19 protein-coding genes and 1 tRNA gene are annotated in these 18,162 nt (G+C 60.0%); 11 read left to right on the top strand and 9 right to left on the bottom strand.

What is annotated here, in order from left to right; all coding sequences use genetic code 11:
* Positions 1 to 77: 77 nt before the first annotated feature.
* Positions 78 to 1,817, bottom strand: coding sequence for an AMP-binding protein (locus ACTNFJ_RS01190; RefSeq protein ID WP_435907126.1), 1,740 nt, complete (start codon positions 1,815 to 1,817; stop codon positions 78 to 80).
* Between the two features lie 358 nt (positions 1,818 to 2,175).
* On the opposite strand from ACTNFJ_RS01190, the gene ACTNFJ_RS01185 reads away from it, so the two are divergent.
* Positions 2,176 to 2,325, top strand: a complete 150-nt coding sequence (locus ACTNFJ_RS01185; RefSeq protein WP_435907127.1) for a hypothetical protein — start codon at positions 2,176 to 2,178, stop codon at positions 2,323 to 2,325.
* On the opposite strand, the gene ACTNFJ_RS01180 is transcribed toward ACTNFJ_RS01185, so the two are convergent.
* Entirely contained in the window at positions 2,316 to 2,885 is a 570-nt protein-coding gene (locus ACTNFJ_RS01180; RefSeq protein ID WP_435907128.1) for an adenine phosphoribosyltransferase, read from the bottom strand. The two genes, ACTNFJ_RS01185 and ACTNFJ_RS01180, sit on opposite strands and share 10 nt — an antisense overlap.
* A 179-nt stretch (positions 2,886 to 3,064) precedes the next feature.
* On the opposite strand from ACTNFJ_RS01180, the gene ACTNFJ_RS01175 reads away from it, so the two are divergent.
* Positions 3,065 to 3,138, top strand: a tRNA-Arg gene (locus ACTNFJ_RS01175).
* Here ACTNFJ_RS01175 and ACTNFJ_RS01170 read toward each other — a convergent pair.
* Positions 3,104 to 3,400, bottom strand: a complete 297-nt coding sequence (locus ACTNFJ_RS01170; RefSeq protein WP_435907129.1) for a helix-turn-helix transcriptional regulator — start codon at positions 3,398 to 3,400, stop codon at positions 3,104 to 3,106. The two genes, ACTNFJ_RS01175 and ACTNFJ_RS01170, sit on opposite strands and share 35 nt — an antisense overlap.
* Before the next feature lie 91 nt (positions 3,401 to 3,491).
* Between ACTNFJ_RS01170 and ACTNFJ_RS01165 the strand changes: the two genes are divergently transcribed.
* The 8 genes from ACTNFJ_RS01165 (at position 3,492) to ACTNFJ_RS01130 (ending at position 9,683) form a co-directional block, all read left to right on the top strand.
* Positions 3,492 to 3,704, top strand: coding sequence for a helix-turn-helix transcriptional regulator (locus tag ACTNFJ_RS01165; RefSeq protein WP_435907130.1), 213 nt, complete (start codon positions 3,492 to 3,494; stop codon positions 3,702 to 3,704).
* Positions 3,701 to 3,973, top strand: a complete 273-nt coding sequence (locus tag ACTNFJ_RS01160) for a hypothetical protein (protein WP_435907131.1) — start codon at positions 3,701 to 3,703, stop codon at positions 3,971 to 3,973. Before ACTNFJ_RS01165 ends, ACTNFJ_RS01160 begins: the two co-directional genes overlap by 4 nt.
* Positions 3,970 to 5,217 (top strand): protein rep, encoded by a 1,248-nt coding sequence (locus tag ACTNFJ_RS01155; protein WP_435907132.1) that lies wholly within the window; start codon positions 3,970 to 3,972, stop codon positions 5,215 to 5,217. Before ACTNFJ_RS01160 ends, ACTNFJ_RS01155 begins: the two co-directional genes overlap by 4 nt.
* A 98-nt stretch (positions 5,218 to 5,315) precedes the next feature.
* Entirely contained in the window at positions 5,316 to 5,633 is a 318-nt protein-coding gene (locus ACTNFJ_RS01150) for a hypothetical protein (protein WP_435907133.1), read from the top strand.
* Between the two features lie 542 nt (positions 5,634 to 6,175).
* Positions 6,176 to 6,325 carry a hypothetical protein gene (locus tag ACTNFJ_RS01145; protein WP_435907134.1) on the top strand — a complete coding sequence of 50 codons (150 nt, stop codon included), beginning with the start codon at positions 6,176 to 6,178 and terminating at the stop codon, positions 6,323 to 6,325.
* A 159-nt stretch (positions 6,326 to 6,484) separates the two neighbouring features.
* The gene (locus ACTNFJ_RS01140) at positions 6,485 to 8,578 is read left to right on the top strand and encodes a hypothetical protein (protein WP_435907135.1); all 2,094 of its coding nucleotides are present in this window, start codon (positions 6,485 to 6,487) and stop codon (positions 8,576 to 8,578) included.
* On the top strand, positions 8,575 to 8,850 hold the full coding sequence (locus ACTNFJ_RS01135) for a hypothetical protein (protein ID WP_435907136.1): 276 nt from the start codon (positions 8,575 to 8,577) through the stop codon (positions 8,848 to 8,850). Before ACTNFJ_RS01140 ends, ACTNFJ_RS01135 begins: the two co-directional genes overlap by 4 nt.
* Positions 8,851 to 8,852: 2 nt before the next feature.
* Positions 8,853 to 9,683 (top strand): zonular occludens toxin domain-containing protein, encoded by an 831-nt coding sequence (locus ACTNFJ_RS01130; protein ID WP_435907137.1) that lies wholly within the window; start codon positions 8,853 to 8,855, stop codon positions 9,681 to 9,683.
* A gap of 413 nt (positions 9,684 to 10,096) precedes the next feature.
* On the opposite strand, the gene ACTNFJ_RS01125 is transcribed toward ACTNFJ_RS01130, so the two are convergent.
* Positions 10,097 to 10,471 carry a hypothetical protein gene (locus ACTNFJ_RS01125; protein WP_435907138.1) on the bottom strand — a complete coding sequence of 125 codons (375 nt, stop codon included), beginning with the start codon at positions 10,469 to 10,471 and terminating at the stop codon, positions 10,097 to 10,099.
* Between the two features lie 373 nt (positions 10,472 to 10,844).
* Between ACTNFJ_RS01125 and ACTNFJ_RS01120 the strand changes: the two genes are divergently transcribed.
* A complete protein-coding gene (locus ACTNFJ_RS01120; protein ID WP_444711774.1) occupies positions 10,845 to 12,092 on the top strand; it encodes an IS256 family transposase in 1,248 nt (415 codons plus the stop codon).
* A 15-nt stretch (positions 12,093 to 12,107) separates the two neighbouring features.
* Here ACTNFJ_RS01120 and ACTNFJ_RS01115 read toward each other — a convergent pair whose 3' ends face one another.
* The 5 genes from ACTNFJ_RS01115 to ACTNFJ_RS01095 form a co-directional block, all read right to left on the bottom strand.
* Positions 12,108 to 12,794, bottom strand: coding sequence for a tyrosine-type recombinase/integrase (locus ACTNFJ_RS01115; protein ID WP_435907565.1), 687 nt, complete (start codon positions 12,792 to 12,794; stop codon positions 12,108 to 12,110).
* Between the two features lie 611 nt (positions 12,795 to 13,405).
* The gene (locus ACTNFJ_RS01110) at positions 13,406 to 14,302 is read right to left on the bottom strand and encodes an oxygenase MpaB family protein (protein ID WP_435907564.1); all 897 of its coding nucleotides are present in this window, start codon (positions 14,300 to 14,302) and stop codon (positions 13,406 to 13,408) included.
* Positions 14,303 to 14,450: 148 nt separating this feature from the next.
* Positions 14,451 to 15,353: a glycine betaine ABC transporter substrate-binding protein gene (locus ACTNFJ_RS01105; RefSeq protein ID WP_435907563.1), complete on the bottom strand. Its 903-nt coding sequence runs from the start codon at positions 15,351 to 15,353 to the stop codon at positions 14,451 to 14,453.
* Between the two features lie 100 nt (positions 15,354 to 15,453).
* Complete coding sequence (locus ACTNFJ_RS01100; protein ID WP_435907562.1) at positions 15,454 to 16,410, bottom strand: ABC transporter permease; 957 nt, start codon at positions 16,408 to 16,410, stop codon at positions 15,454 to 15,456.
* Positions 16,407 to 17,786: a quaternary amine ABC transporter ATP-binding protein gene (locus ACTNFJ_RS01095; protein WP_435907561.1), complete on the bottom strand. Its 1,380-nt coding sequence runs from the start codon at positions 17,784 to 17,786 to the stop codon at positions 16,407 to 16,409. The genes ACTNFJ_RS01100 and ACTNFJ_RS01095 overlap by 4 nt, the downstream gene beginning before the upstream one ends.
* Positions 17,787 to 18,162 lie beyond the last annotated feature (376 nt).

Below are 18,162 nucleotides of genomic sequence, written 5' to 3'. Positions count from 1 at the left end.
GGTATTCAGAGACTGGAGCTTCGGAATGCGCGAGCCTCAAGCGCTGACCCTCGCGGAGCGTTACGCATGCCCCGTTCCTACGCTTTCAACCCGGGGAAGTCATCCTCGCGCCACTCGGTGAGGATCCGCTCGCCCGCTGTATGTGCGGCAACCTCGCGCTGTCGCAACTCCACGCGACGGATCTTGCCCGATGCCGTCTTCGGCAGTGCAAAGAACTCGACCCTGCGCACCCGCATGTAGGGAGGTAGCGCCTCGCGCGCGTGCGCCAGAATCTCTCGCGCCGTCTCGGCCGATTCCGCGATCCCTGCGGCGAGCGCCACGTACGCTTTTGTCACGTTGAGTCGCGTCTCGTCTGGCGCCCCGACTACGGCGGCTTCTGCGACAAACGCATGCTCAAGTAGCGCACTCTCGACCTCGAACGGCGACACTTTGAAATCGCTCGATTTGAAGATGTCGTCGGTACGGCCCACGAAGGTCAACACGCCGCCCTGGCCGCGCTGCGCGACATCACCGGTGTGGAAGACGCCGTCGCGCATGGCTTTCGCGGTCGCCGCATCGTTGCCAAAATATCCGGGCATCAGGTTAATGGGGCGTGGATCAAGGCGCAGACATATCTCGCCTTCATCGGTATCGGCGCCTGTCAACGGGTCGCGCAGCACTACGTTGACACCCGGCAGGGGCCGACCCATGGCCCCGGGAATGACCTCTTCACCGGGCATGGTCGCGATCAGCGCCGTCGTCTCGGTCTGACCGTACCCGTCGCGGATTTCGAGGCCCCACCACTCACGAATGCGCGCGACTACTTCGGGGTTCAGGGGTTCCCCCGCCGAGATCACCTCGCGCAGGGCCGAGGGCTTGTGCTCGAGGTGGTGCTGGATCAACATCCGCCACACCGTGGGAGGTGCGCAAAACGTGTTGACTTGTGCACGGTCGAGTTCGGAGACGAAGTGATCCGCATCGAACCGCGAATAATTCGCGACGAAAATGGTGGCCCCTGCACTCCACGGGGCGAAAAAACTCGACCAGGCGTGCTTGCCCCAGCCCGGCGCGCTCACCACGGAGTGCGTGTCGCCGGGGCGCAGGCCGATCCACGCGAGTGTGGTCAGGTGCCCGACCGGATAGCTCGTGTGCGAGTGCACCACGATCTTGGGCAGGCTCGTCGTGCCCGAGGTGAAGTAGATAAGGGCAGGGTCATCGCTCTGCGTGGCGCGCACGACCGGCGCGAGGGAAGCCGCACTTGACTCTTCGTAACGCGCCCAGTCGTACAGCGCCGCGCGCTGATCGGGTGTCGCCTCGTCGAAGCCCACCCCGATGCCGCGGTAGTCACCGGGGACTCCCGCGAACTTCACCGCGTCCTCGGCTGCCGCAAACACCCACCGCACCTGCCCGCGCGCCACGCGGTCGTCGAGTTCATGCGCGCCCAGCACGACCGAGGTGGGCAAGATGACCACGCCGATCTTCAGCGCGGCGAGCATGATCTCCCACAGCTCCAATCGATTCCCAAGCATGAGCATGGCGACGTCGCCGGGCCGGGCACCCTGCGCGAGCATCCAGTTGGCGACCTGATCACTGCGCCGTTTGAGCTCGGCGAACGTGCGTTTCACTTCAGTGCCATCGGAGTCCGCGATCCACAGGGCCACCGTGTTGTTGCCCTCAGCAATGACGTCGAACACGTCGTGTGCCCAGTTGAACGCGTCGCCCACATCAGGCCACTGGAATTCGGCGCGTGCGCGAACCGGGTCGCCGGCGCACGCAAGAAGCTGATCGCGCGCGGCGAAGAAGGCCCGGGATCCGTCAGTCTGTTCGCGGAGAGTCATTCACCCATTGTCGCGCACCGCGGCAGTCCGGATGCGTGCACGGCCTCTTCCACTTCGGGTTCAACGCCAGGTTCCACTCCAGGTTCCACTCCAGGTGGACGCTCACGCAGGGTTTGCCTCAGCTGAACCCCGCACTGCTGCCCACTCGCAAGGACACCGCACCTCGGGAAGGGCACCCTGGCACGTGCGCTGTTTCGACGGATGGACCCTCGCGCAGGGTTCAGCGCAACGGAACCCTGCGTTGTTGCCCACTCACAGGGGCTCGGTACCGACGAATGGACACTCACGCAGGGTTCACATCAGCTGAGGCCTGCGTCGTTGCCCACTCGGTGCGTGCAGTCGCACCGAGTGGGCGCGAATGCAGGTATCGGCACGGGTACAGATGCAGCTACAGCTACAGCTACAGCTACAGCTACAGCAACAGGTACAGGTGCAGGTGCAGGTACAGGTGCAGGTGCAGGTGCAGGTGCAGGTGCAGGTGCAGGCGCAGTGCGCGGCTCAGCTGTGAAAAACGGTGTGCAAGTGTGGATCGCCAACCGTCTCGCGCCCACCGAGCCCCGCAATCTCAAACAGCACCGCGGTGCCGGCCACTTCGTAGCCAAGCTGCTGCAGCATGTCGAGCGCGGCGGCCAGCGTGCCGCCCGTCGCGAGCACGTCGTCGATCACGAGTACGCGACTGCCGGGGGCGAGATCCGCGTGCATCTCGATCGTGGCGGTGCCGTATTCGAGGGCGTAGTCGATCGAAGCTGCGGGGCGCGGAAGCTTGCCGGCCTTGCGGATCGGCACGACACCGGTGCCGGCGGCGATCGCAGCGGCACTGGCAAGAATGAACCCGCGCGCTTCGATGCCCGCGATCACGTCAAAGGTGCCGGCGAAGGGTGCAAGGAGCGCATCCACGGTGACGCGCAGCGCCTCGCCGTCGGCAAGCATGGGCGTGATGTCGCGAAACAAGATGCCCGCCTCGGGATAGTCCGGGATCTCGCGGATCAGACAGGCGGCCCGCTCGAGAGCGCTGTTGGCGGCGGGAGCAGCTGCGGGAGCGGCGGGAGCGGGTACTGAGGGAGTCACGAGAGCCAGGCTACCCGGGTTCGCACGGGGTTTTCTGCCGCAGGAACATTACGCTCATTCTGCCAAGGTCCCGCTGAGACTGCGGTCTCTCGCCTACTGTAGTGGCGCCCGACAAAGCCCACTCGATTTCCATTTCCACTCGAGATCGGGTAATGTCTCTGTGGTTGGGAAACCAACATGCGCCCTTAGCTCAGCTGGATAGAGCGTCTGACTACGGATCAGAAGGCCAGGGGTTCGAATCCCTTAGGGCGCACCGATCCTGAAGCCCCCGCACTAGCTGCGGGGGCTTCTTCCGTTTCATCACCGAATGCAATCCAGTCGATTGTTCGGCCTGTCAACTTTGCCCACTGAGCCATAGCTGACAGCGGCGGGTCTACGTGGTCGTTTTCCCAGTTGCTTACCGTGTTTTTGGACTTTCCAAGAAGTTTTGCCATTTCCTCTTGCTTGATGCCCATAAAACTCCGGGAACGGTACAGTCTTTGGCCCTGTGTAGTCTGCTGCGTTGATGTGATCATTGACGACTCCGTTTCTACTTTGATCGAAGAATACGTTCTTTACGCTCAATATGTTGGGCTTTTCTCCTAACCTCCCCCTATAGTGGGGGTTATGTCCAAAATCTTGGGTGTTGCTGATCCTCTTTTGACTACGGCTGAGGTCGCTCGTCGCCTCGGTCTTTGCCGGGCTACGGTCTGTCTCGCTGTCAAAGACGGCAAGCTGTCGCCTTCGATGAAGCTTCCCGGCGTGAATGGCGCTTATCTCTTTTATGAGTCCTCCGTTATCGAGTGGCGTTCGTCTGGTGATCGGTTGCCCGGTCTGTGAGCGCCTATCGTTGGCGTTCCTACGTTGTCGAGGTCATCGGCGGCGGTTCTCGCGGCGCGTTGTACCTCCAGAACATTGCCGAGGTTCGCCGCCTCCTTGCGTATCTCTCGCCGCTCTGCACTCATGCCGACGATGGCACCTTCTACCGCTTCGAGCGGGTCTGGTTCGATAACGGATTCGACGCTACGCCGTCTCCTGGCGAGTCGATCCGCTTTCCTTCGGTTTTGTCGAGTTCGTGCGTCTGCAAGATCGCTGAGGCCGTCGCATGACGGTCTCATTTGAGCGCGAAGCGCTGGCGGCTCCAGCCGCCCTTGGTACTAAGGCGAATACGGTAACCCCCTTTGGTTCTTCTCATAAGCCTTCGGTCAAGGTTTTACGTGATTTGCGCCGTTTGCGTTTTGCTCGTCGCCAGGTTTCCCGCGACTGGTTCAAACAGGAAGCGCTCGAACTCTTGGGTGATCAGGGTGATGTCTCGGCTCTTCCCCAGATGCTTCCTCGCATGGCTAAGTGTGGTTGGGCTTGCTCTTCCGATGTCGCCGTTCACAAGGGTGAGGGTAATGCTCGTTTTTCCGGCTTGCAGACTTGCGCCTCTATCTGGGCTTGTCCTACGTGTGCTCCGATTATTCGTGCCCGTCGTGCTCAAGAAATTCAGCATGCTTCCGATTGGTGGGAGAACGAGAACGCCGGTTCTTTCCTTTTTGCTACTTTCACCGCTCGTCACTTTCTTGAAGACTCCCTAGAAACTTCTCTGTCTGCTCTCACCCAGGCTTTTACCCGCCTTATTCGTGGTGCTCCTTGGAAGCGTTTCTCAGCGCGTCACAATATCGCCCACATGATCAAATCCGTTGAAGTAACTCTCTCTTGGAATAACGGGTGGCATGCCCACTTACATGTTCTTTTCTTCACTCATTCCCGGCTTTCTTCCGCTGCCACCGCTGAGGCTCGCGCTTGGCTTTCTGATCGTTGGGCTGAGATGGTCGTCAAGTGTGGCGGCCGTCGCCCCTCCGCCAAGAGGGGCGTTGATTTGCGTTCTGTGCAGGATGGCTCTGTTGTTGCTCTTTACATTTCGAAGTCTCAAGAATCGGACAATTCCCGGAAGTGGCGCATCGGTCAGGAAATGACGCGAATCGATTCCAAAAAGGGTCGCTTAGATTCCCTTGTCCCTTTTGATCTTCTCGACCTCGATGGCTTAGACGCTCCCGAGGTCGATCGTCAGCGCTCGTTTTGGCTCGAATATGTCGAAACGACGCGCGGTCGGCGTGCGACTACGTGGTCTCGTGGCCTGAAAGATGCTTGCGGCCTCGAAGATGTGCCGGATGAAGAGATTCTTGCTGACGAGGATTCGTCTACCCAAGAGGATGATGTTCAGCTGCTTATTACCGCTCGAGATTGGCGCTACATCATGAATCGGCCCGATGTCGTAGCTCGGATTCTTGATTTGGTCGAGCTTGGTCGTTCTGATGAGGTCGCTCAATACGTCCCTATACGTGTGCCTGCTATTCCTAAAACTTGACATTTATCAAGTCCTGCATCTCTGCTGTTGACTAGTCGTAGAGCTTCTAAGGGTTTCGCAGGCTCTCTCAAATACTCGTCATTTCAGGAGAAAATATAATGGCTATCGCTCGCACACCTCGCCCCAGTCTCGTAGTCGTCGGCTACGTTGAATCGACTCGGGTTCTGAACAAGTCCAAGGAAAACGGCGGTGCCCAGTACGGCATCGAAGTCACCGTCAAGCAAAGCCACGCTGATGGCGCTATGGCTACGTACACGATCTACGATGGCTCGGGCGCTTTCCCGCCCTCTGTTGGGTCGTTTGTCGCTGTCGAGTGCTCTTTGCAGGAGTCCCGCCAGTACGGCGCTTCTCTCGCTTATGAGCGCGTTGCTGATAACGTCCTCGATCTCGTGGCCTCTTCTCTCTCGGCGGCTTAGTCGTGGATCTCTTCACGCTGACTTTGCTTTTTGGCTTTCTGTCTATCGTTTTCGGTTTTGCCTTTGTGCTTTTGGCCTTGTCGGTTCGTGAGGATCGCCGCCGAATTGAGGCCATAGCTTCTGAGCCTTTGGTTCCGGTTGTTTTGCCTCCGGCTCCTTCGTATCGGTCTGATGTCGCGGCACGGTTAGCGGATCCTAAGTACAGGTATCCGGGCTTGTGACTCCCGAGTTGCTGTATGCCGCGATTGCGTGCGCGACTCTGCTCGGCATGATTGTTGCCTTTACTTGCGGCTATCTCACTCAGGTGCTGTCGTGACTTCCGCTGAGTTCGTGCCGGTTGTCGTCGTCTTGGTTTCCGGGGTTCTGCTCCCGGTGTTTATCGCCCGCCTTATGGGCTGGGTTCAGGAGATGATCTGATGCCGGTTGTCTCTGATTTGTCCATCACTACCGCCCTTGTGGGGGCGCTCGGCATGGCTTTTATGGCTGGTGTTTTGGCGGGGTTCGTAGTGCGTCTTATTAGAAAGTCGAGGGGGTGATTTTTAATGGATCCGACTATCGGAACCGTGATTCAGACTGCGCTCGATGGCTTCATCGATCAGGCCTGGATCGTCGCCCCTCTGGGGCTTGCGGCTGGTGTGGTGCTCTTCGGTGTGCCTCGTCTGTTCCGCTGGGTTAAGGGGCTGGCTTCTTAATCCTTTGGTGGGGGCCGGTGCTCGTGTTGTCCATAGCGGCACGTTCACCGGCCTTTGCTGTTTCTGTTGTTTCCCGTGTTGGGGGTGTGTGTTGTGGTTCGGTTCTTCCGGGTTCCGAGGGTTCCTCGGTTTGCTGGGTGGTCTCGGCGGCGGTTGGTCGTGGTGGCGACTGTGGCGGCTGTTTGTGTCGCTGGTGTCGGTGTTTCGTCTGCTTCTGCGGTGACTCCTGATCCGAAGACGATTTCTGATTGTGTGGGTCAGACTCCCCCTATTGCTCAGGCCCAGCAGATTTTGTGTTTGCAGATTTTGGCGCGTGTTGCTGCGGGTGATTATTCGCCTCGGGATATGCAGGTTGCTGCGCCTTCTTCTGTGATCGCTGCGACCGCGTCTGACACTGCGGAGAAGCGTGTCCAGGAGGTGAACCGGTGGCGACCTAATCCCCAGGCGTTTATCGATGCGAAATCTCGTCTGGCCCAGTCCTCGGGTTTGACTACTGAGCAGCTAGACTCTGTCGGTCGTTGGGCGCCGAAGCTTGTGAAGGCCGGCAGTCTCGTTGGTGTTCTGTCCGGTGACTCTTTGGTTTCTTGGGTTGTTCGTGATGGCATTTTGAAGCCTCAGCTTGAGGGAATTGTAGATGTTGATCAAACTCTGCGAGCTACCTATTGTGTTCGCCAAGGCAATTTTGCTACTGATTGGCTTACTGGGCATGTTGTAGGTGGGTGTGCGGACTGGCGAGTTCTTGAGGAATACAATGAAGCCTTCCAGCGCACCGCTGTAGGTGTGCAGGGTTCCATGTGTCATGCCGGATATTGCTACAACATCGTTTCGATTAAGTCTGAATATGATGTTCGTGTCCAACAGGGAAACCCGCTTCCCGCTCATCGCCGCAATATGTATGTTTGTAGAACTACTTCTGGTTCTCATTCTGATGCTGGTTCTCCTGTGGCTCAGGTCGCGTTTCTCACTGCTACGGGTGTGCATTGGTATACCCCAGGCGGGGGCAGTGGTTATAACTGGCTGTCCTGCGCTAATCAAGGTGCTTCTGTCAGCTACTCTCTGATTTCCACCGCTCATTATGGCGACGCAAGTGTGTTTCCTTCTCCTGTTGGTGCCCGTTTGTTGGTTGGTACTGAGGTAGTTTCCGAACTGGACCCTGTTACTTCTGATGGTTCCGAGTGGATCACCAAGGTTCGTTGTCTAGATGGATCTACCCGTCATTCTGTTTCTTCGGCTTTTGTTGCTCAAGCTGGGGTTATTGCTTCGTCTATTCCTAGTTCTGTTGAGCTTGGTTCGTGTGAGCCTGTCGGAGTCGATGTGGGTATTCAGCGTCAGGGCAAGGGTTCATCCGGGATCAGTTCTCGTCCGTTTAATGATCCGTCTGAGGGTCGTTCTCAGGTTGGCGGCGCTGAGGTTCCGCAACCTGTTCGTGATTGGCAAACGAGTTTCCCGAATTGTTGGGATGGTTCTTGTTTGCTTGAGCTTCGCAAAGTTATTGGCGGCACCATGGAAATGGACTGTTTTAACGCCCCTGAGCAGTGTTTGAATTGGTCTACCGAGGTTGCATCTGATCCCACAACTTACCGCTGCTATTACGGCGGCTCACTCGTTGGCATCGCTGAGTGCAACGTCTATACGCGCGTATTCGATCGCGACAAAGTGCAGCAGGGCACCGCTTACGCGGATCCCTCCACTGGCACGGGTGTTACTACTTCGACCGGTACGGCCGTTACTACCAATCCGGGCGCTGCGACGACTGCTATGTCTTCCGGCGTGATGAATCCTTCGCAGCCTCGGCAGTGTTTCCCGTCTGGGTGGGGTGCGTTTAATCCTTTTGAGTGGGTGTTGCAGCCTGTGAAGTGTGCGCTTGAATGGGCGTTCGTCCCTCGCGAATCGGTCTTCAGCTCGTTCCGCGCCAACGTCTCAGGCCGGTTCGCTCAGACCTCGTTCGGTGCAGTTGCGGGGATTGTTACTGCGGTGAATGTTCCCGGTGTTGGTGATGGGTGCACCGGCCCCCCTTTGTCGTTCAAGTTCGGTCAGATTGATGAGACCTGGTATCCCTTCTCCGCGTGTGATGCACCTATGGCCGGTATTGCTGCAACCATCAAACTTTGGCTCGGTTTCCTCATTACTGCGGGCGCTGTGTTCGCCATCATTCGCTATGTCACCGCGATAATCGGGTTCATTCCTTACGGTGGCGGTTCCGGTTCTGGGGGCGGTCGTCGCGGCCCGAAATTTGAGGCGGTAGACGATTGATAATCGAATGGCTCGTCGGGCTTGCGGAGGGCTTCGTGCTCGCCCTGATCGAACTCTTTAACTTTGAGCTCGTGCCACAAGAGGCGGTCTTGGACGTGGGAGCCGGGATCGCTCCGTGGGCGCACGGTATCTCTGATCTGGGGGTGTGGCTCCCCTGGGGTGTCCTCGCAGTGTGGGTGCCTGCGGTGTCCTCCGTCTATATCGGCTCGCTCACCATCAAATTTGTGAAGAATCTTTTGTCGCATGTGCCGTTCGTCGGCGGTAAGGGGTAAATATGTCTTTGGCTCAGCTCGGCTTCGATGTTCCCGTGGTTCTCGAAGGATCCGAAGGGGGGAGCGTCGAGGAGCCGTTTACGGCGGTCGGCGCTCCCCCCGTCGATCCGTTCGCGGGGTTCCGGGTCACTCCGAAAATTTGGCGTCGCCGCTCGGTCGGGATACATGGCTATGTCGGTTTGAATGGTGCGGGTAAGTCTGCGGCGATGATCCGTGACACGATCCCGTCATTGCGTAAGGGTCGCCGGGTGCTTTCGACTGTGCCGATTCTTGATCCCGCGACCGGTGAACCGCACCCGCTTTATGATCCGTTCACGGATTGGGCGCAACTCATTAACGCAAAGTCGTGTGATGTGCTCATGGATGAAATGACGGGCATTGCTGGTGCTCGTCAGGCCATGTCGATGCCGGTAGAGGTGCAGGCCATTCTTGACAAGCTCCGCAAGGCCGATTTGGTGGTGCGCTGGTCGGCCCCGGACTGGTCACGTGCTGATTCGATCATGCGCGATAACACTCAGGCGGTGACGTACTGTGACGGTTATCTCTCGAAGCGCACTGATAAGCGTTCGGATGATGGTGAGGCGCGTTTGTGGCCTCCGAAGCGGCTCTTTCGTTTGCGTACGTATGATCCGCGTGAGGCTTCCGACTTCACCCCCTCCGGGCTGCGGCGGATGCGTGCGCTCTCGGTTGAGTGGTGGTATGGTCCCGGCTCTATTGTCTTCAGCACGTATGACACTTCGGCGCCGGTTACTCGGGTGGGTATGGTGCTTGATTCTGGCCGGTGTATTCATTGCGGCGGGCGGCGCGAGATACCCAAGTGCAGCTGCCATTAGTCTTCAGTTTGCGGGGGTGTCCAGTCTCGCGGGCCTGGTGCGGCTTTTACGCTGAATGGGCCGTATCGTTCCATTGTCATCGGGAGCGTTGTGCTTTTCTGCGTTCTTTTGCGCCGTTGTTGTTGGTAGCCGGTTTCGCTGTTCAGGATCCATCTGAATATCGGGAGGATGAGGAGTACTGCTCCGCCGATGATGAGTACGAGGCTTGCTGGTGGGGCTTCACGCAGCCAGAATGCGTAGAGCATTCCCCCGGTCATTGAGGTGAGGCCGAGTAGGATCGTGAAGATTCCCCATAGGATGCGCACATCGTGATCATAGTTCCTTTCACCCCTCCGCCGCTATAGACGCATAAAAGGCCGGCCACCTTCGAAGTGTGGCCGGCCTTTTCCTTTTAGTCGTACTTTGTCGGCTCTTTAGGCTGCCCGTTCCCGTGCCTTGTTCATTTGAGCCAGCTTGATTAGGTGGTCGAGGCTTTCGATTACGTCGCTTGCTGCTTCTGGTCCGTGTCCGTCGTGTCGGTTGCTCCCGTAGACGAATAGCTGCACGGCGAATTCACTTATTGCTCCCACTAGCGCGACATCCAGTGTGCTACCTGCTACCACGCTGTGAATGAGCACGTCTATTCTTGTCGATGCGTTTTTCGCTCGTTCCATGCGACTAACGATTTCTTCTGTGCTTAGTCCGGAACCTAGCGTGTTGTCTCCTGCGGCTCGTGCGCGCCCGTATACGTGGATTGAGCTGATGATTTGGTTTCGGGTGATGCCGTTCATGTTCTTCTTCTCTCTCATGTTTTTTTGCTGTTTGGCACGTCAGTGCATTAGCGGCGGTTCGTCCTGGAGTGCCCGCCGGTTGGACACGCGCGGCGCGTAGCGACGGGCGAGGCCGAACGGGTTCAGGGCATGGAAGGGCGGGCCGGGGCTAAAATCCCGTAGGGCAAATAGCAAAAAAAATGGTTTTGGGGCGCGTAGCGCCTTCCATTAGCACCCCGTAGGGGTGTGCCCGCGGAGCGGGGTTTGAGACCTGTTGTTAGCCTGCGGCCCGGTTCACAAGGAGTAGTGCCCCGTAGAGTGGTGTAACGATCCCGGCCAGCAAACGTAAGCGTGGCCACCGGGATCTTCCTTCGAGGAAACTCTCACATCCCACTCGAAAGGTGTCACACCGATGACCACTCCCTCTATTGTCGACCCTGTCACTGTCCTCGCCAACGCTCTGGGCGACGCGTCTCCTGACCTGATGCGTACTCTGCTCCAAACCATGATCAACACGCTCCTCTCTGCAGAGGCCGACGCGGTCTGCGGTGCCGAGTACGGCAAACCCTCTCCCGAGCGCCTCAACTCTCGCAACGGATACCGCACCCGCGAGCTCGATACCCGTGTGGGAACCGTGGATGTCGCGATCCCGAAGCTCCGCTCCGGCACGTACTTCCCCGAGTGGCTCCTCGAGCGCCGCAAACGCTCAGAAGCAGCGATGATCACCGTCGTCGCTGACGCCTACCTCGCCGGCGTCTCGACGAGACGGATGGACAAGCTCGTGAAGACCCTCGGCATCCATTCCCTGTCGAAGTCGCAGGTTTCCCGGATGGCCGCCGATATGGACGAGCACGTGCGCGAGTTCCGCACGAGACCCCTGGGCGACTCAGGGCCCTTCACGTTCGTCGCGTGTGACGCGCTCACGATGAAAGTTCGTGAGGGCGGGCGCGTGATCAACACTGTTGTGCTCGTCGCGACCGGGGTGAACGCTGACGGGCACCGGGAAGTCCTGGGCATGCAAGTGGCGACCGCAGAGACCACGATGGCATGGAACACGTTCTTCGCAGACCTCGTCGCTCGCGGCCTCACCGGGGTGAAACTCATCACCTCTGACGCGCACGCAGGCCTCGTGGAAGCGATGCGGGCGAACTTCCCCGGGACGTCGTGGCAGAGGTGCCGCACACACTACGCCGCGAACCTGATGGCAGTGACCCCCAAGAGCATGTGGCCAGCGGTCAAAGCGATGCTGCATTCCGTGTACGACCAGCCTGATGGGACAAGTGTTGAGGCGCAGTTCGATCGGCTCCTGGACTACGTCGAGGGCAAGCTCCCTGAGGTGTTCGACCACCTCGATGCTGCCCGGGCTGACATCCTCGCGTTCACCACGTTCCCGAAAGATGTGTGGCAGCAGATCTGGTCGAATAACCCAAACGAGCGCCTGAACCGCGAGATTCGCCGTCGCACTGATGTCGTTGGGATCTTCCCAAACCGCGACGCGATCATCAGGCTCGTCGGGGCGGTCCTTGCAGAACAGTCCGACGAATGGGCTGAGGGACGCCGTTACCTCGGTCTTGACGTCCTCGCGAGGTGCCGCCTCACGCTCGTAGACACCGAAACGATCGAGCACCATGCTCTTCCCGAGCTCGAGGCCGCAGCATGAGCACCGATGCCCGAACTACTGGGCGGCACTACGTCGCCGCGAACGATCTCCCCGCCAGCATCTGCGACCACAACGAAAACTAGCCCCACAACCTTGAAGGATCACGAAACGGTTACACCACTCCACGGGACTTGACCTCACAAGGTCTCGCAGCTTCCCGACGTCGCGCTGTACATAGCGGCGGGTAGTTTCTGCGCTTGCGTGCCCGAGCAGTGTTTGCACGGCGAACACGTCATGGTCGATGGAATATGTTCGGGTGGCGAATCGGTGCCGGAGCGTGTGCAGTGTCCATTGGTCATCGAGTGCAGCTGCTGCGAGTTCTCCAACTCGGCGCGGCGATAGGTGCCCGTCGATCTTCCCGGGGAACGCATACCCGTAATCGAGGCTGTGCAGGTCTTCCGCGATACTCGCCGTGAGGGGCACTGTTCGTTGTTTGTTGCCTTTGCCGTGCACGAGGAGCGACCATCCTACGAGGTCTTCTGTGAGGTCGTTTGAGTGGATCCGCGATATTTCCCCGCGGCGTAGCCCGATCTCGGCGCCGAGTCGAAGGATGAGGCGTGTTCGCTGGTCTGCTTGCATGATTCCGCGCATGTAGACGCGATCGGGTGCGGGTCTCGGGATTCCGGCAGCTGCGCGCACTTTGGGCAGGTCGTCGGCTACGTTGTCGAGCTTCCCGGCTTTCGCGGCGTACCGCCAGAACAATTTGAATGTGTTGGTGCGACCTCGGCGGGTTTCACGCTTCCACGGTTGTTTCCCTGTCCACGTTATGAGGGTTTCCCCGGTCACTTCTGATGGTGGCATTCCAATTCTTCGTGAGAGAAATTCGAGGTGTTGCCGTCTGGTGTAGATGGTGGTTTCGGCTATGCCTGCGCTTCGGAGGTAGTCGAGGTATTGGTTGATGATTTCGGCCCAGGGTTTGGGTACGTGGGCTGTGAGTTTGTGTTTCATTCGCTCATCATCGAGCTTGGCAAGTGTGTTCATAAAACTGCGGTTTTCCAGAGGCTGAGCAGTTCTTCTGCTGTGTCGGGTACAGACCAGAAGGCCAGGGGTTCGAATCCCTTAGGGCGCACCACGAGAAGAGCCTGATCAGACATAAAATCTGATCAGGTTTTTCGCTTTCCGGCACGGCCCAAAGTGAGCCCTGCAATCTACGGCTACCGCCCAGAAGACTGGATGGCGTTAGGCCAGGGCTGACCCCGATCACTCTTCCAACTCTCGGCTGCGCCGGAAGCCCGCCCAGACCTCGCGGCGATGTGCGTTCGCCACCATGACACACGTGGATTCCTTCGGCGCACAACGGAACCATCGCCGTTCTACGGAGTGGACTCTAAGTGGGCTATACGTTTGCGGGCCGCTGCTTCAGATGAAGATGCCGGGCCGAGCACGACCCGCATCAAACGGAGCAATACGCCGGTGAGCCAAATTACGGGAAAGGGCGATCGTTTGAGTCCGAGCATGTCTCGATATTGAGGCTCGAGCGAAGCCACGGCGGCGGCGTAGATGAGCCGATACGCTGGCCGGATCGACCGGTGAAGCGGGGGCCGCTTCAAAAATCGCAGGGTTTCCCGCACCCGTTCATCAGCGATCAACACTCCGGTTGCCGCAAAACTGTCGAGTGTATCGCTGAGCTGCTGTGCTGTGGTCGGGGGTGTCGGCACCTGCAGCAATTCGCCTGCGACCGACCACTCGCTCACGTACTGATCAGCACCACCAGGTATCGGGTCGCCCCAAATCAGATGACACCCGAGAAATGCATCCGTGAAGACTGCATGGACCCAGAGTTTTAGCTCAGGGTCATCGGCGGAGTACGGCTGCTGTACCCCGGAACTATCTTGATAGGTGCCCCGCACGCGCCGGTGATATCCAGCCACCCGCTGTGACTCTCGCCGCGCGAGCGCTTCGTCCCCGAATGTCACGGTGAGAAGCCATTGGATAGTTCCAGCAAGGCGGCCTAGCGGGTCTTCCTTGTAGCGAGACCAGTCGTGCACCCCGGCCATAGCACCCGGATGCAGGGCCTGCATCAGGAGCGCGCGCACACCCGCGACGAGCGTCGGCATCCCGCCATGAACTGCCCAGGTTGCAGACCCTGGGCCGAAAAAACCGATATCCGAGCCACGCTCGATCTGGCGAACCCATGGCGGCGTTCCGTCAACGTCGCCCGAGAACGTTTCGAGCACCCGGGCGCGGATTCGGCGAGTCAGACGCGGCATAGTCTCGACGGTATCGCACGCGCTCAGGAGTCTTCTGAGCGCTGATCGACGTTGGTGGATCCACTCGTTCTACGGCGAGAGCCCCAGCCTGCACTCGCGTGCGACCGGGGCTCTCGAACGTTACAGCGGCCAGAAGTGCCGCACCAAGTTAGCTGGTGAGCGAGTCCACGTAGTCGCGGTTCTCTTCGATCCACTCGGCCACGATCGGGCCGTAGTCGTCACCGTCGAATTCGTTGAACATCACGTTCTCGAGCGAGTACAGCAGCTCTGAGCTCATCTTGAACGACTTCAGCCATTCGGCGACCTCGGGGAAGTTTTCTTCGAAGCTCTTGCCACCGATCGAGTGGATCCCTTCAGCATCACCGAGCGCTCCCTCGGGATCAGCGAGATCCTTGATGGGGAACGCATCGTATGCCCAGTGCGGACGCCACAGCGTGACGAGCACGTTGTCACCAGCGTCGGTCGCGGCCTGCAATTCGGCGAGCATCGCGGGAGTCGACGAGATGGTGAAGTCCATGCCTTCGAGCCCGTAAGACGGAATCACGGCTTCCTCGGTGATGCGAGTGAGGCCGGCGCCGGCTTCGATCCCGACGATGGTGTTGCCGAACAGATCGGCGTTGTCGGCGAGCTCGGCGAGCGAATCGATCGGCGCGTCCTCGTTCACCGCGATGGTGAGCGCGGCTTCGTCGTTCCAGGCGCCCAGGTCAACCAGGTCGTCCCCGTACTGCTCCATGTAATCGGAGTGGGTGATCGGCAACCAGGTGTCTAGCGTCACGTCGTAGTCGTCAGTGGTGAGGCCGAGGTACACGGCCGCAGGGTCGGCGTACTCGAGTTCTACGTCGTAACCGTTCTCTTCGAGCACGGCCTTCCAGAGCTCGCTCGCAGCGATACCCTCGTCCCAGCCGTTGAACACGGCAAGGGTGATTTCCTGGTTCTCTCCAGCCTCAGCGGATCCGCTGTCGTTCGCGGGGGTTCCCGCCGAGCAGCCTGCCAGCGTCAGAGCAGCTGCGGCGCCGAGCGCGACTGCGCCCGAAATATTTCGCTTCTTCATGGTGTTCCTTTCCTCCCGCGCAGCGCGCGGTTGTTGGGGATGTGCGCCCGGGCATAGCCCGGAACCGAACGGCTTGAAGCCGCCCGAGTTTGAGTGACCGCTAGGCGTGAACCGCGGTGGAAGTGTTCGCTGGGGTTGCCGGTGAAGGTGTGCCGGTTGGCCCAAGGCCGCGGGTCGCGGGGGCGGATCCGCCAGCAGTTTTCGCGGGCGACACCCTCTTCGCCCGTCGCGTGCGTTTTCTGCCGAATGAACCGGTGATGCGATCGAGAATCATCGCGATGATCACCACCGATAGCCCAGCCTCGAAGCCGAGGGAGATGTTGATGCGCTGCAGGCTTTGCACGACGGCTCCGCCGAGCCCGCCAGCACCGACCATGCCCGCGATAACGACCATCGAGAGCGACAGCATGATGACCTGGTTGACGCCCGCCATGATGCTCGGCATGGCAAGCGGCAGCTGAATCTGGCGCAGGATGCGACCGGGCTTCGCACCGAATGCATGACCGGCCTCGACCACTTCGCGATCCACCCCCCGAATGCCGAGCTCGGTGAGCCGCACGCCTGGAGCGAGCGCGAACACGATCGTTGCGACGATGCCCGGCACCACGCCCACGCGAAACAGCACGATTGCCGGGATCAGGTACACGAACGCGGGCATTGTCTGCATGAAGTCGAGTACCGGGCGTATCACGCGCGATGCCGTGTCGTTGCGTGCGGCGAGGATGCCCAGCGGGATCGCGATGAGCAGCGCGACGAAGGCGGCGACGACGGTGAGCGCAAGCGAATCCATCGCGTTGTCCCACTGGTTGACCCCGACGATCACGAGCAGACCGATCGCCGTGCCGAGGGCGAGCTTCCAGCCCTTTGCGAGCCAGGCGATGACCGCAATCACGAGCACGATGGCCCAGAACGGGGGCTGTGTCAACACGAACTGCAGGCCCTCGAACATGCCAAGGAAGATGGTTCGCAGCACGTCGAAGAAGCCAGCGAAGTTGCTTGTCAGCCAGTCGACAACGGCGGATGCGCCGTCGCCGAGGGGCAGGCGGAAGTCGTTCATGCGCGGTCCTCCTGGGTCTCGGCGCGGGCAGTGCTGAGCGTGGGGGCGGCAGAAGCGTTCTTCTCGGCCGCGAGAGTCTCGGTGATCTCTGCCGCGGGAATCGTGGGCGTTGGTTCGATGATCGGGATCTCGGTGGTTGCCGTGGGCATGTTCACGAGCGAGGCCAGCAGGGTGACGCGTGGCACGACACCAATGAGGCGATCTTGCTCGTCGATCACCGCGACCGGTAGCGGGCTCTCGACCGCCAGCTCGAACAGGTCAGCCACGTATTGGTCGGCGGTGACGACCGAGGGCGTCGGGCGTAACCCCGCGGTGAGGTCGGTACCGCCCTCCCGCACCTGCCGCAGCACGTCTTTGTCGCGCACCACGCCCAGCAGCTTCCGGGAGCCAGTCGTGACAAAGCATGCAGATGTTTGCAGGTCGCGCATGAGTCGCAGCGCTGCCCGCGGGCCTGCGGAGGCGGGAATCACCGCGCGCGGCGGCTCCATCACGTCGCCCGCGGTGAGCACCCGGGCCCGATCCACGTCTTGCACGAACTGCGCAACGTAATCGTTCGCCGGGTCAGTCAAGATGTCGTTCGGGGTGCCCAGCTGCACGATCTGCCCGTCGCGCATGACCGCGATGCGGTCGCCGAGGAACATCGCCTCGTTGAGGTCGTGGGTGATGAAGACGATGGTCTTCCCGAGCTCTTGCTGCAGCTCGACGAGGAGTTCTTGCATCTCCCGCCTGATGAGCGGGTCGAGTGCCGAGAACGCTTCGTCCATGAGCAAGATGTCGGTGCCAGCGGCAAAGGCCCGGGCGAGACCGACGCGCTGCTGCATGCCACCGGAGAGTTGACTCGGCAGGCTGTCCTCCCAGCCAGTGAGGCCGACGCGGGCGATCCACTGTTGGGCAGTTTCCGTGCGGGTGTTCTTGCCGATGCCCTGGATTTCGAGACCATATGCGACGTTGTCGATCACGCTACGGTGCGGTAGCAACGCGAAATGCTGAAACACCATCGCCATGCGGTCGCGGCGCAGGGCGCGAATCTTCTCACCCGCGAGCCCCACCACCTCGGCACCGAACACACGGATCGAGCCATCGGTGGTGTCGTTCAGGCCGTTGAGCATCCGGATCAGCGTCGACTTACCTGATCCACTCAGGCCCATGACCACAAAGATCTCGCCTGGTCGCACATCGAAGCTGGCATCGATGACGGCCGCGGTTCCGAGGCTCCGCACCTCTTCCCGAGTGGATCCCGATTGCAGTCGGCGCACCGCCTCCTTGGGGCGTTTGCCGAACACCTTAAAGACGTTTCGCACCTCGATCGCGGCCTTCGCGTTTTCTGCAGCTGGCGCGGTCGGTTTCGTCGGGGTATCAGTGCTGGGAAATGCCACTTGTTCTCCTTGCGGGCACGACAAACGTGCCCCTCACTTCTCAGGCCGGCGCACGCCAAGGTCAGGCCAGCGCAGCCAGTGCGGAACGGAGGTGAGGGCGAGCGGGCTAGGCCACTCATCGAACGTCACACCTCCGTGTGGCGGCTATCGATGCCGCTCTCACCGCACTACCCTGCCGGTACCGCGCCCGCTTCTCGAACAGCAGACGGCGCACCCCATGGCGGGTAAAGAACGGTGAGTTCCTTCCTTCGACCGTAACAAGGTCGCAGTGCAAAGCGCAAAGTCACGAGGGGCGATTTCCGGGTCATCCTGTGGTTCAGATTTGGTCCTGACCTGGGATTTTGTGCGTGACCAGATCGTTATACTCGGTCCACCG

The organism is Leucobacter shiyiweii (genome assembly GCF_052446065.1).
Classification (GTDB): Bacteria; Actinomycetota; Actinomycetes; order Actinomycetales; family Microbacteriaceae; genus Leucobacter.
The sequence above is the reverse complement of the archived record's forward strand: the minus strand, read 5'-3'. Positions and strand labels throughout refer to the sequence as shown.

Coding starts and splice junctions, on each gene's coding strand:
- ACTNFJ_RS01145 (WP_435907134.1), top strand. CDS start 6,176: ATGGATCCGACTATCGGAACCGTGATTCAGACTGCGCTCGATGGCTTC.
- ACTNFJ_RS01150 (WP_435907133.1), top strand. CDS start 5,316: ATGGCTATCGCTCGCACACCTCGCCCCAGTCTCGTAGTCGTCGGCTAC.
- ACTNFJ_RS01170 (WP_435907129.1), bottom strand. CDS start 3,400: ATGATCACATCAACGCAGCAGACTACACAGGGCCAAAGACTGTACCGT.
- ACTNFJ_RS01130 (WP_435907137.1), top strand. CDS start 8,853: ATGTCTTTGGCTCAGCTCGGCTTCGATGTTCCCGTGGTTCTCGAAGGA.
- ACTNFJ_RS01110 (WP_435907564.1), bottom strand. CDS start 14,302: ATGCCGCGTCTGACTCGCCGAATCCGCGCCCGGGTGCTCGAAACGTTC.
- ACTNFJ_RS01120 (WP_444711774.1), top strand. CDS start 10,845: ATGACCACTCCCTCTATTGTCGACCCTGTCACTGTCCTCGCCAACGCT.
- ACTNFJ_RS01165 (WP_435907130.1), top strand. CDS start 3,492: ATGTCCAAAATCTTGGGTGTTGCTGATCCTCTTTTGACTACGGCTGAG.
- ACTNFJ_RS01125 (WP_435907138.1), bottom strand. CDS start 10,471: ATGAGAGAGAAGAAGAACATGAACGGCATCACCCGAAACCAAATCATC.
- ACTNFJ_RS01190 (WP_435907126.1), bottom strand. CDS start 1,817: ATGACTCTCCGCGAACAGACTGACGGATCCCGGGCCTTCTTCGCCGCG.
- ACTNFJ_RS01155 (WP_435907132.1), top strand. CDS start 3,970: ATGACGGTCTCATTTGAGCGCGAAGCGCTGGCGGCTCCAGCCGCCCTT.
- ACTNFJ_RS01185 (WP_435907127.1), top strand. CDS start 2,176: ATGCAGGTATCGGCACGGGTACAGATGCAGCTACAGCTACAGCTACAG.
- ACTNFJ_RS01100 (WP_435907562.1), bottom strand. CDS start 16,410: ATGAACGACTTCCGCCTGCCCCTCGGCGACGGCGCATCCGCCGTTGTC.
- ACTNFJ_RS01105 (WP_435907563.1), bottom strand. CDS start 15,353: ATGAAGAAGCGAAATATTTCGGGCGCAGTCGCGCTCGGCGCCGCAGCT.